Origin of the sequence: Leifsonia sp. Root4 (genome assembly GCF_001425085.1) — a bacterium.
Classification (GTDB): domain Bacteria; phylum Actinomycetota; class Actinomycetes; order Actinomycetales; family Microbacteriaceae; genus Microterricola.
The window spans coordinates 242,378-254,458 of the sequence record NZ_LMDN01000004.1; the positions used below are offsets into that span (position 1 = coordinate 242,378).

A 12,081-nucleotide genomic window follows, 5' to 3' on the forward strand; every position below is an offset into this window, starting at 1 on the left:
CTTCGGAGCTCTTGCCTCCCTACAGCTGGTGCGGGAGGCGCTGGGCTAGCGCCCGGCGTTGGCGGCGTCCATCAGCTGCCCGATGCCATCGACGTCGAAGCCGAGGCTGGCGAAGGTCTTCAGGCGGCTGACCGGCAGCGAGCCGATCATCTTGAAGATCTCCTCTGCGCCTGCCCCCGCCGCCGCATCGCCGCCACCGAAGCTGGCCGCGAGACCCTGCATCAGCATCGGTCCGGCGATCGGGTCGGCCATCATCTCGCCGAGCGAGGTGTCAGGGCCGAGCGGCAGCAGCACGGCGTCGCCCTCAACCGTGACGGTGCCCGATTCGCGGATGTCGCGGCTCGACGCGCCGACGGCGACGGTGTACTCGCCGCTCTCGAGGATCCACTTGTCGATGCGGGTGTCCCAGTACGTGAGGTCCTCGCGACGGGCCGTGATGCTCACGGTGCGGCTCTCGCCGGCCGCGAGTGCCACGGAGGCGAATCCCTTGAGCTCCTGCGGCGCACGCTGCACGCTGGAGGCCGCCACACCCGTGTAGAGCTGCACGATCTCGCGACCGTCGCGGCTGCCCGTGTTGGTCACGGTGACCGTCGCGGTGATGCCGGACTCGTCCGCCGAGATTTCGAGGCCGGAGTAGGCGAACGTCGTGTACGAGAGGCCGTGGCCGAACGGGTACTGCACGGCAATCTTGCGGGCGTCGTACCAGCGGTAGCCGACGAACAGCCCCTCGCCGTAACGGACGTGGCCGTTCTCGCCCGGGAACTCGAGGAAGGCGGGGCTGTCTTCCAGGCGTACCGGGAAGGTCTCGGAGAGACGGGCGGAGGGGTTGACGACGCCGTAGAGCACGTCGGCGGTCGCGCCGCCACCGGCCTGGCCGAGCAGCCAACCCTCGAGGATCGCGGGGACGCGGGCCTCGAAGTCACCGAGGCGCACGACGCCACCGTTCGAGAGCACGACGACGGTGCGCGGGTTGACCGCGAGCACTGCGTCGAGCAGCTCCAGCTGCACGGCGGGGAGCTCGATGTGCTCGCGGTCGAAGCCCTCAGACTCCTCCGCGGCCGGGATGCCGAGGAACACCACGGCGACGTCGGCGGCAGCGGCAGCTGCCACGGCCTCGTCACGGAGTGCCGCTGCCTCGGAGTTGTCACCGTCGAGCGTGAAGCCGGCAGCGAAGTTCGACTGCTCTGCGAGCGCGCCGATCTCTTCGAGCGCGGTGTCGAGCTTGGTCGGGTTGATCATCGAGCTGCCAGCGCCCTGGTAGCGGGGTGTGCGGGCGAACTCGCCGATGATCGCGACGGATGCCGCCGGCGCCAGAGGCAGCAGTTCGGACTCGTTCTTCAGCAGCACGATACTGCGGGCGGCGGCCTCGCGGGCGAGGGCGTGGTGGGCGTCGACGTCGTAGCTCGCGTCGGCGTCCGCGCCGGCCTGGGCCTTCAGCGCGAGTTCGACGGTGCGGAGGGCGGCGAGGTCGAGCACGGCCTCGTCGAGCTCGCCCGCACGCACGGCGGCGACGAGCTCGGCGTCTGTGCGACCGTCGCTGGACGGCATCTCGAGGTCGAGACCCGCTGCGACGCCCGCGACGCGCTCGTTGACGGCACCCCAGTCGGAGACGACGACGCCGGTGAAGCCCCACTCGTCGCGCAGAACCGTGTTCAGAAGCCACGGGTTCTCCGAGGTGTAGACGCCGTTGAGCTTGTTGTACGAGCACATGACTGTCCACGGCTGCTCGTCTTCGACGACGCGCTGGAAGCCGCGGAGGTAGATCTCGCGGAGCGGCCGCGGGTCGACGTCGGAGCTGGACCGCATGCGGTCGTGTTCCTGGTTGTTGGCCGCGAAGTGCTTGAGCGAGGTGCCGACGCCCTGGCTCTGCAGGCCGCGGACGAGGGCGGAGCCGAGGATGCCGGAGACGATCGGGTCCTCGGAGAGGTACTCGAAGTTGCGCCCACAGAGCGGGGAGCGCTTGATGTTGATGCCGGGGCCGAGGAGCACGGCGACGCCCTCGGTCTTGGCCTCCTCGCCGAGTGCGACGCCGACACGCTCGAGGAGTTCGGTGTCAAAGCTCGCGCCGAGGCCGACGGCGGGCGGGAAGCAGGTGGCAGGGATGCTATCGGCGAGGCCGAGGTGGTCGGCGCTCTCGCGCTGCAGGCGCACGCCGTGGGGGCCGTCGGTCAGCACGATGCTCGGAACCCCGGCTCGTTCAACCGCCTTGGTGGTCCAGAAGTTGGCGCCGCTGGTGAGCGAGGCCTTTTCTTCCAGCGTGAGTGATGCCACGATTTCTGCGGCTGATTTCTGGGTCATTCCGTGCTCCTCTTCGGTGAGATTGTGAAAACCTTACACCACTCGGTTTTCAATTCCAAGGAAGTTCCGTACGATTCAGCTATGGCACGCAGAGGCTCGTACGCAAAAGGGGTCGCCAAGCGCGAGGAAATTCTGACCGAGGCGCTTCAGGTGATCGCGCAAAACGGCTACAGCCGCGCCTCCGTGCGGGAATTGGCCGACGCGGTCGGGCTGAGCCAGGCCGGCCTGTTGCACTACTTCAGCTCGAAGGAAGAGCTCTTCACCGCCGTACTGCAGAAGCGCGACGAGGTGGATGCCGCCGTCTACCTCGACGGCAACGACCTTGAAGCCCTCTCCGGGCTCGCCGCGGTGATGCGCCACAACACCGAGGTTCCCGGCCTCGCCCAGCTCTACTCGCGCCTCTCGGCCGAGGCGACCGATCCGGCCCACCCCGCCCACGACTTCTTCGTGCAGCGCACGGCGCAGTTCCGCGCGATGTTCGCCGACAATGTGCGCGCCCGCCAGCAACTGGGCACGCTTCCGGCGCACCTCGATCCGGACAAGGTGGCGACGATCATGATCGCCCTCGCCGACGGGCTGCAGACGCAGTGGACGCTCGACCCCAGCATCGACATGGCCGAGCACATCGACTACCTTGCCGGCCTGCTGAGCCTCAGCGCTTCGGGCACCCCGGCGGCGGAATGACACCGCTGCCCCGGGACGGCTCACGGGTGTCCAGCGACATCCGCCGCCACAATCTCGGCCTGCTCACCAGGCAGCTGGCCAGCGCGGGGCCGCAGTCGCGCACCAGGCTCGCCGAGGCGACCGGGCTCACCAAGGGCGCCATCACCGCGCTCACCGCCGCGCTGGTCAAGGCCGGCGTGCTGAAGGAGGGGGCCGAGGGCGCCTCGCCCTCGCGGAGCGGAACGGGCCGCAAGCGCACCCTCTTGCGGTTGGCTGCCGACGATGTGGCCCTCCTGGTGATCCAGCTCGATGCCGACAGCGCGACGGCCCTGCTCACCACCGTGGCCGGCGACGAGCTGTTTCGCATGGAGCGACAGCACGGCAGACCGATGGGGCGACCCGGCCCGATCATCGATGTGCTGGCCGACACACTTCGTCAGGCGCTCGACGAGGCCGCTCGCATCTCTCGCCGCGTGCTCGGCACCGTGGTCGTCGTGTTCGCGCCGGTCAGCGGGGATCCGGCCATCGTGCTGGCCGACACCGACCTCGGCTGGGGGCCCGTCGACCTGCTCGGCGAGCTGCGCGCCCGCGAGCCGCGCCTCGCCGCGGACGCGCGCCTCTGCCCGGACGCGACGCTGGCCGCGCAGGCCGAGCGATCGCTGCTGGACGGGATCGACGACATGCTCTACATCAAGAGCAACTCCGGGATCGGCGGGGCCGCGATCTCCGGCGGTCGCCTCATCGTTGGGCCACGGAGCATGGCCGGCGCATTCGGACACCTCGCCGTCGTCCCCGATGGAGAGCTCTGCCTGTGCGGCCAACACGGGTGCCTGGTCACCGTTGCCGGGCCCGAGGTCGTGTTGCGGGATGCCGGTCTCGATGCGCTCCTGCAGAGCGATGGCCTCTCGGCTGCGCTCGCGGAGTTCGTGCGCCGGATGCGGGCAGGCGACGAGCAGGCCATCGCGGCCTGGGAGCCGGCAGCGCGGTGGGTGGCCAAGACCCTCAGCCTTCTGAGCATCGTCTTCGACCCGGACGTGATCGTGCTGGGCGGCTACTGGGCCGAGCTCGCCGACACCGTCGATCCACTCTTCCAGCGGCTCGGCCCTCCCGTCGCCCTCGCCGCGGGCTGGACGCCGCCGGCGATCCTGGCCGGCACGCTCGGTGCCGACGCCGCCCTCCACGGCGCCGTCTGGCACGCGCGTGACCGACTGCTCGCCGACCCGATGCAGCTGTCGGCCCGCCGCGACTAGCGCGACGGGCCGACAGGCAGAGCTGGGCGGCTGGGCGGCTGGCCTCAGCTCGCCTCGACCGACGTCGGGGCGCGGCCGAACAGCGGCTTGCCATAGTCCTTCTGGAGCAGGGTGGAGAAGGCCCACCACAGCACGAGCGTCGCCGAGGCTCCGCCGACGACGCCGATGACGGCATCCGAGAACCAGTGCGCGTTGATGAAGGTGCGCTGCCAGATCATGCCGAGCACGAGGACCGTTCCGACGATCCACCAACCGAAACGCTTCGAGGCCGGCAGGATCGCGGCGACGGCGACGAGCAGGATGCCGGCACTGACCGCGTGGCCGGAGGGAAGCGAACCGTGGTCGACCTGGAACAGCGGGCCGAACAGGCCGACCGCGATGTCGTCGGCCGGGCGCGGCCGGTCGACGAGGTTCTTGGTGAGCTGCGACACGCCGAAATTGCCGACGAGCTCGGCGGTGAGGAAGAAGACGGCTGAGCGCCAGCGGCGGATGATGAACAACCACGCCGGGATCAGGATCAGGGTCAGTACGGCACCGGGGATCTGACCGAAGTGCTGGAAGAACATCGGGAACGGCCCTTCGGCCGGCTCGACACTGGATGCACCGATCAACCGGCGCCAGGCGTCATCCATGCCCTGAGTGAATGGGCTCGTCGGGTTCGCCGCGACGCTGGCCGCGAAGATCACGAACACGGCGAGCCCCGCCAAACCGATCCAGAGGAGAATCCGCGGCCGCGTGGCCTTTGTCGTTTGCACTTCGGACACCGTTGTCATTTCCGCCCTTTCAAGACGTGCGTCATTGCGATTGGGGGAAACCATACATGACTCGGTTTTCAGGATGGAACAACGCGCCGCGATTCAAGTTCAACGCTTGAACTATTGACGCCGTGGCCTCATACTGATTACCAAACGTCGTTTGGTTTTGACCACGTTGCCCCCTTACGCACCACCCTTTCTCAACGAAGAGGAGAATTGTGTCCACTCACACCCCAGGTTCAGACGTCGACAGCGACGGCCGTACCGAACTCACCTCCACCGGCCTGCGCAGCCCGCTCGCCACCAAGGCGCTGCTGCCATCGATCGCTGTCACCTCGGTATTCCTGTTCGCGACCTACGCGGCACTCACCGGCATCCTGCTGCCCGCCCAGGTGGCGCTGCTCGACGAGGACAACAAGATCGCGAACCTCGCGATCGTGAGCACGGTCTCGTTCATCTTCACCCTCTTCGCCCAGCCGATCGTCGGCGCGTTCAGTGACCGCACGCGCTCGCGCCTCGGCCGCCGCGCACCGTGGATGCTGATCGGCGCCGCCGTCGCGATGATCTTCCTGCTCGGGCTCGGCGGCATGCAGAACGTGGTCTGGATCACGGTGTTCTGGGTCGTCATCCAGGTCTCGCTGAACGCGCTGCAGGGCCCGATGTCGGCGATCGTGCCCGACCGATTCCCGCGCTCCCGTCGCGGGATGGCCTCGGCCATGGTCGGCGTCGGCACCATGATCGGTGCGGCAGTCGGAACCGTGGTCGCCGGCCAGTTCATCAACAACATCGGCCTCGGCTACACGGTCTTCGGTGCCGGCGTGCTGCTCGTCACCGTGCTGTTCGTGCTGATCAACCGCGACAGCTCGAGCGTCGGCGGTGTGATCGAACCGTGGAGCTGGAAGAACTTCTTCGCCGGCTTCTGGATCAGCCCCACGGCGAACCCGGACTTCGCCTGGGCCTTCGCCGCGCGCTTCTTCTTCATCCTCGGCTACTTCGTCATCGCCGCATACAACCTGTACATCCTCACCGACTACCTGAAGCTGCCGCTCGCTGAGGCTGCGGCCACCGCCGGCCTGCTCGCCGTCGTCGGCGTCGTCCCCACGCTGCTCTCGATCGTTGTGGCCGGCTGGTGGAGCGACAAGGTCGGCCGCCGCAAGGTGTTCATCTACGCCGCGACCGTGTTCATGGTCATCGGCCTCTCGATGCCACTGTTGATGCCGAGCGTCACCGGCATGCTCATCATGGGCATCATCAACGGCTTCGGCTTCGGTCTCTACATGGCGTGCGACACGGCGCTCATGACCGAGGTGCTCCCGGGCGACGGCGTCGCCGCGGGCAAGGACCTCGGAATCCTCAACGTCGCAACGAACATCCCGCAGGCAATGAGCCCGGCCGTTGCCGCCATCATCATCGGCAGCTTCGGCGGGTTCCCCGCACTGTTCGTGTTCGCCATGATCGCGGTCGTGATCGCCGCGCTCGTGCTCGTGCCCATCAAGAGCGTTCGTTAGGAGAACAGCCGTGACCATCGCCACCCCTCCCCCTGTTCCGACCGGAATCGTCCAGACCAACGCCGGCGCCGTCCGCGGCTTCTGGCGTGAGGCACCGGATGCCGCAGGCTCCCGCTCCGCGGCATTCCTCGGCATCCCGTTCGCCGAGCCGCCGATCGGCGAGCACCGCTTCGCGGCGCCGGTCCCGCACCGGGCATGGGAGGGTGTGCGCGATGCGATCGAGTTCGGCGCCACCCCGCACCGCGAGGTACAAGGCGAAATCACCCTGATCCCCGAGCCGGCGTTCCCCGGTGAGTCGACGCTCAACGTCAACGTCTTCACGCCGAGCCCCGGCGAGGCAACGGCCCTGCCCGTGCTCGTCTACATCCACGGCGGCGGCTACGTCTCCGGTTCGCCGTCCAGCCCCTGGTACGACGGCGCCCCGTTCAACCGCGACGGCGTCGTGTTGGTGTCCGTGTCGTACCGCCTCGGCTTCGACGGCTTCGGCTTCATCGAAGACGCCCCGATGAACCGCGGCGTGCTCGACTGGATGCTCGCCCTCGAGTGGGTGCAGGAGAACATCGCGGCCTTCGGCGGCGACCCCGCCCGGGTCACCATCGCCGGGCAATCCGCCGGCGGCGGCGCGGTGCTCACACTGCTCGGCGTGCCGAGCGCGCAGCACCTCTTCCAGGGTGTCTACTCAATCTCCGGCGTGCCCACCTCGACGACGCTCGATGCGGCAGAGGCCGTTGGACGCACGATCGCCGAGCTCGGCGGGGTCGCACCGACCCGGGCCGGTCTGTCCACCCTTCCAGAGGCGCGCATCCTCGAGCTGCAGGCCCAGGCGTCCCCCATGAACATGGGCGGCGGCGAGGACGGCGGCGAGCCCGACCCCGTTGCCGGGCTCGTTGCCTTGGTCAACGGTGGCCTCGTGCTCGGCCCCGTCGTCGACGGCGACATCATCCCGCTGCCGAGCCGTGACGCGTTCGCGGCCGGCATCGGTGCAGACAAGGCCGTCATCCTCGGTGCAACCGACCAGGAGTTCAACATGGTCCTCGCCGGCGCCAGGGAATCGCTGGCGACTGTGCCTGCTGCCGCGCTGCTCGGCCAGCTGGTGAGCTCCCCCGAGATCCTCGAGGCCTACCTCGCCGAGCACCACGGCCTCGACACGGCGGACACCGTCGGTCAGTACCTCACCGACGTCATGTTCCGCGCCCCGGCCATGGACGTGGCCGAGGTGCGGGCTTCCCATGCCGAGGCCAACGCCGGTGCACCCACCTGGATCTACCGTTTCTCCTGGGCGTCACCGACGATGGGCAGCTCCTGCCACTGCGTCGACGTGCCGTTCTTCTTCGACCAGCTGGGCGCAGAGCGCGTCGAGGGCATCGCCGGCGCCGAGCCGTCGCAGACCCTGGCCGACGAGGTGCACGGCGGGGCCCTCGGCCTGATCCGCGGCTCCGACGCCGGCTGGCCGGCCTGGAACAACCTCGACCGGCAGGCACGCGTCTTCAACGCCCCGGCGTCGTCAGTTGAGACCAATGCCTTCGCCGATGTGCGGATGCTGCTGCCGCAGACCGCCGCGGTCTGACACCCACCCCACCAGAAACGCAGGAGGAGAGCATCGCCGGGCCGATCCGCGGCCTGCGGTGGCTCTCCTCCTGCATTTCGTGCACACTTCACTGAACGAGCTAAGGATTTCGACATGAGTCTCCCCATCGAACTCGACACGAGCGTCGCCCCCGAGGTGCGCACAACGGCCGGCGTCGTGCGCGGGCGCTGGCGCCCGACATCCGGTGCGGCATCCGCCGCCTTCCTCGGCATTCCCTTCGCCGAGGCTCCCGTCGGCGAGCTGCGCTTCGCCGCGCCGGTTCCGCACGCACCGTGGGAGGGCGTCCGTGATGCCCTCGATTTCGGCGCCACCCCGCAGCGTGAGACGCTCGCCGAGATCACGCTCATTCCTGAGCCCTCGATCCCCGGCGAGTCGACGCTGAACGTCAACGTGTTCACCCCGACACCCGGCGGCGACGCGGCCCTGCCCGTGCTCGTCTACATCCACGGCGGCGGCTTCACAGCCGGCTCCCCCGCGAGCCCCTGGTACGACGGAGCATCGTTCAATCGCGATGGCGTCGTCACCGTGTCGATCTCGTACCGACTCGGCTTCGACGGATTCGGCCTGATCGACGGCGCACCAGACAATCGCGGAGTGCTGGACTGGCTGCTCGCACTGGAGTGGGTGCAGCAGAACATCGGCGCATTCGGCGGCGATGCGTCTCGCGTCACGATCGTCGGCCAGTCGGCCGGCGGCGGCGCCGTGCTCACCCTGCTCGGCATGCAGAGCGCCCAGCACCTCTTCCACGGCGTCTACTGCATCTCCGGCGCGGTCGGTGACGTCAGCCGCGAGCGCGCAACGACCCTCTCGCTACGTCTGGCCGAACTCGCCGGCGTCGAGCCGACGCGGGCCGGATTCGCCACGCTCAGCGAGGAGCGCATTCTCGAACTCCAGCAGAAGGCGCAGGAGCCGGCCAGCGGACCGATCTCGCCGATGGACGGCATCAAGATCCTCGCGACGGAGGGCCTCGCCCTCGCGCCCATGGTCGACGGCATCGTGATCACCCGGCCGACGATGGACTCGATCCGCCAGGGCGTCGGTGCGGACAAACCGCTCGTGCTCGGCGCGACCGACGACGAGTTCTCGATGGCACTCGACGACGCGAAGGGCAAGCTGCGCTTCGTGCCGAAGGGCCTGCTGCTCGGCAAGGCCGGCCTCAGCAAGCCCGTGCGCAAGGCCTACCTCGCCGCGAACCCGAACGTCACGAAGCGCGGAACGGCCGCGACCTTCGGCCACTACCTGACCGACATCATGTTCCGCACCTTCGTGCTGCGCCTCGTCGCCGCACGCGATGCCGGCGCGGCGCCGGCCGATCTCGGCCGCACCTGGGTCTATCGCTTCTCGTGGGAGTCGCCCACCTACCACTACGCCATGCACTGCATCGACGTGCCGTTCTTCTTCGACTGCCTCGGCAGCGAGAAGATCGCCGCCATCGCCGGGGACAATCCGCCGCAGGCGCTGGCCGATGAGGTGCACGCCGAGGCCGTCGCCTTCGTGACGACCGGTGACCCGGGTTGGCCCGCCTACACCCAGCGGGACGGGTTCACGCGGGTCTTCGACGTGCCGTCATCCGTGATCCCCGACGGCTACGTGAACGTGCGACCGCTGCTCGGCTGAGCCTTCCGAACCTCGGCTGAGCGACGCCCTACACGTTCGCTCAGCCGAGCCACTCACAATCTCACACGCGGCCGTGGCGGCGCAAAGCTGACGGTACCCCCAGCCTGGGGCATGCCAAGCTGGGGGCATGTTCGTCAAGATCTGTGGGCTCAGCGAGCCCCTCACCCTGGCCGCAGCTCTCGAGGCCGGTGCGGATGCCGTCGGCTTCGTGTTCGCGGCAGGCAGCCCGCGCACGGTCGACGCGGCCACGGTGCGCGAGCTCGTGCAGGCGGTTCCGGCCTCGGTGCGCACCGTCGGCGTCTTCCGCAGGCAGCCGCTCGACGAGGTCATGCACACGGCCCGTGCCGCAGGCGTCAGCACTGTTCAGCTGCATGGCGGCGAGCCGGTGGCCGACCTGGACGGACTCCGCGAGCAGGGCTTCGACACCATCCGGGCCCTCTCACTCGACGAGTATCTGAGCGCCCTGGCGAATGATCCGAGCGGGCTCAACCGGCACAGGCTGCTCATCGACGCGCCGGTCCCCGGCGCCGGTGAGCCCTTTGACACCAGCGCGCTCCTCGCCCAGCCGCCGCACGGCCAGTGGTTGCTCGCCGGCGGCCTGCACCAGGGCAACGTCGCGGCGCTGATCGCCGAGACTCGGCCGGGCGGCGTCGATGTCTCCAGCGGCGTCGAGAGCAGCCGGGGTGTGAAAGACGCCGCGCTGATCACCGCATTCATCACGGCGGCCCGCTCGGCCTGAGCCGCGCCGGCGCCGCGTGCCGGCCCGCAAAAAGTGCAACGGCCCGGTGAATTCACCGGGCCGTTGCACTGAAACCGGGCCCACCGGCTGCGGTCGGGACTAGCGCACGCCGGCCATGAGCCGCAGCACCGGCTTCGTGAACAGCGCGAGCAGGGCGCCCAGCAGGATCGCGATGCCACCGAGGATGCCGAAGTAGGCGACCTCGTTCTCGCTCGAATACAGTCCGGCCAGCTGGCCGGAGATGGCAGTTCCGAGCGCGACCGAGAGGAAGAACAGCGCGACCATCTGGGTCGTGAACGCCTGCGGGGCGAGCTTGGTCGCAACCGAGAGCCCGACCGGCGAGAGCAGCAGCTCGGCAATCGTGAAGACGAGCAGGATGCCGACGATCGCCAGCAACGGCGTGCTGTTGGCCGCTCCGCCGGCAAACGGCAGGAACAGCAGGAAGCCGACACCCATGATCGCGGTGCCGAGCGCGAATTTGACCGGCGTCGACGGCTGGCGGGTGCCGAGCTTGGTCCAGATCGCGGCGAAGACGCCGGAGAGCACAATGATGAAGACCGGGTTGATCGACTGCACCCACGAGATCGGCATCGTCCAGCCGAACAGGGTGCGGTTCAGCTGTTCGTCGGAGTAGATCGTGAGCACCGTGAACTGCTGCTGGTAGAGCGACCAGAAGGCGACGCTGGCGATGAACAGCGGGATGAAACCGAAGACGCGCGAGCGCTCCGTGGCGGAGATCTTCTTGCTGGAGAGGATCACCGAGAAGTAGGCGATCGCCGCGGCGATGGTGAGCATGATCACGATCAGGGCCAGATTCTCGGCCCGGATGATGCCGAGCAGCACGAGGGCGAACACGAGCAGCACGGCGGCGACCGCGATGCCGATGACGAGCGGCCGGCGCTCGCGCGGCAGCGGGTTCGGCACGTGGTGCACGATCTCCGGCAGGCGCTTGCGCCCGAAGGAGTACTGGGTGAGGCCGATCGCCATTCCGACCGCGGCGATGCCGAAGCCCCAGTGGAATCCGAGCGTGCTCTGCAACAGCCCGGTGATGATCGGCCCGAGGAAACCGCCGAGGTTGATGCCGAGGTAGAAGATCGAGAAGCCGGCGTCGCGGCGCGGATCGTCGGTCGAGTACAGCGTGCCGACGACGCTCGTGGCGTTCGCCTTGAGCCCGCCGGAACCGATAGCGACCATGATGAGGCCGACGATCACGCCGCTGAAGCCGGGCAGCAGGGCGAGTGCGAGGTGACCACACATGATCACGATCGCGCTGACGAAGAGCACGCGCTCCGAGCCGAACACGCGATCGGCGAGCCAGGCGCCGAGGATCGTGGAGAGGTAGACGGCGCCACCGTAGGCGCCGACGATGCCTGCCGCCGTGGCCTGCGGCATCCCGAGCCCACCCTCGCTGACCGCGAAGTACAGGTAGATCAGCAGGATTCCCTGCATGCCGTAGAAGCTGAACCGCTCCCACATCTCCACGCCGAACACGGTCGCCAGGGGGCGCGGTTGGCCGAAGAAGCTGTGATCTTCGGATGCGGCTGTCGCGGCGTTCGCGGCAGATGCGGGTGTCACGCTGCCCTCAGGCTCGGTACTCATGCCTTAAGTGTGACACTCCCTCATGATGCAGGCACCATCGCGCCCGCCGTCGAGCGCGTGCGCT

Annotated in this window: 9 protein-coding genes; 6 read left to right on the forward strand and 3 right to left on the reverse strand. The window is 68.6% G+C overall.

Going from position 1 to position 12,081, the window contains the following annotated elements:
• Window positions 1-45: 45 nt before the first annotated feature.
• A complete protein-coding gene (locus ASC66_RS14445) occupies window positions 46-2,298 on the reverse strand; it encodes a glycoside hydrolase family 3 C-terminal domain-containing protein (protein ID WP_055840986.1) in 2,253 nt (750 codons plus the stop codon).
• A gap of 81 nt (window positions 2,299-2,379) precedes the next feature.
• Here ASC66_RS14445 and ASC66_RS14450 point away from each other — a divergent pair, with 81 nt between their 5' ends.
• Both ASC66_RS14450 and ASC66_RS14455 read left to right on the forward strand, forming a co-directional pair.
• A complete protein-coding gene (locus ASC66_RS14450) occupies window positions 2,380-2,982 on the forward strand; it encodes a TetR/AcrR family transcriptional regulator (protein ID WP_055840989.1) in 603 nt (200 codons plus the stop codon).
• Entirely contained in the window at window positions 2,979-4,211 is a 1,233-nt protein-coding gene (locus tag ASC66_RS14455; protein WP_082492357.1) for an ROK family protein, read from the forward strand. Before ASC66_RS14450 ends, ASC66_RS14455 begins: the two co-directional genes overlap by 4 nt.
• Window positions 4,212-4,255: 44 nt before the next feature.
• Here ASC66_RS14455 and ASC66_RS14460 read toward each other — a convergent pair whose 3' ends face one another.
• A complete protein-coding gene (locus ASC66_RS14460; RefSeq protein ID WP_162243516.1) occupies window positions 4,256-4,966 on the reverse strand; it encodes a phosphatase PAP2 family protein in 711 nt (236 codons plus the stop codon).
• 218 nt (window positions 4,967-5,184) lie between these two features.
• Here ASC66_RS14460 and ASC66_RS14465 point away from each other — a divergent pair, with 218 nt between their 5' ends.
• The 4 genes from ASC66_RS14465 (at window position 5,185) to ASC66_RS14480 (ending at window position 10,418) form a co-directional block, all read left to right on the forward strand.
• Window positions 5,185-6,474: an MFS transporter gene (locus tag ASC66_RS14465; RefSeq protein WP_055840999.1), complete on the forward strand. Its 1,290-nt coding sequence runs from the start codon at window positions 5,185-5,187 to the stop codon at window positions 6,472-6,474.
• Between the two features lie 10 nt (window positions 6,475-6,484).
• Window positions 6,485-8,041 carry a carboxylesterase/lipase family protein gene (locus ASC66_RS14470; protein WP_235496938.1) on the forward strand — a complete coding sequence of 519 codons (1,557 nt, stop codon included), beginning with the start codon at window positions 6,485-6,487 and terminating at the stop codon, window positions 8,039-8,041.
• Between the two features lie 114 nt (window positions 8,042-8,155).
• On the forward strand, window positions 8,156-9,679 hold the full coding sequence (locus tag ASC66_RS14475) for a carboxylesterase/lipase family protein (RefSeq protein WP_055841002.1): 1,524 nt from the start codon (window positions 8,156-8,158) through the stop codon (window positions 9,677-9,679).
• Between the two features lie 127 nt (window positions 9,680-9,806).
• Entirely contained in the window at window positions 9,807-10,418 is a 612-nt protein-coding gene (locus tag ASC66_RS14480; RefSeq protein WP_055841004.1) for a phosphoribosylanthranilate isomerase, read from the forward strand.
• A 99-nt stretch (window positions 10,419-10,517) separates the two neighbouring features.
• On the opposite strand, the gene ASC66_RS14485 is transcribed toward ASC66_RS14480, so the two are convergent.
• Window positions 10,518-12,017 (reverse strand): peptide MFS transporter, encoded by a 1,500-nt coding sequence (locus ASC66_RS14485; protein ID WP_055841008.1) that lies wholly within the window; start codon window positions 12,015-12,017, stop codon window positions 10,518-10,520.
• Between the last annotated feature and the right edge of the window lie 64 nt (window positions 12,018-12,081).

Excerpts from the sequence above, each read along its gene's own strand:
- ASC66_RS14475 (WP_055841002.1), top strand. The coding sequence starts at position 8,156 with ATGAGTCTCCCCATCGAACTCGACACGAGCGTCGCCCCCGAGGTGCGC.
- ASC66_RS14450 (WP_055840989.1), top strand. The coding sequence starts at position 2,380 with ATGGCACGCAGAGGCTCGTACGCAAAAGGGGTCGCCAAGCGCGAGGAA.
- ASC66_RS14485 (WP_055841008.1), bottom strand. The coding sequence starts at position 12,017 with ATGAGTACCGAGCCTGAGGGCAGCGTGACACCCGCATCTGCCGCGAAC.
- ASC66_RS14455 (WP_082492357.1), top strand. The coding sequence starts at position 2,979 with ATGACACCGCTGCCCCGGGACGGCTCACGGGTGTCCAGCGACATCCGC.
- ASC66_RS14445 (WP_055840986.1), bottom strand. The coding sequence starts at position 2,298 with ATGACCCAGAAATCAGCCGCAGAAATCGTGGCATCACTCACGCTGGAA.
- ASC66_RS14480 (WP_055841004.1), top strand. The coding sequence starts at position 9,807 with ATGTTCGTCAAGATCTGTGGGCTCAGCGAGCCCCTCACCCTGGCCGCA.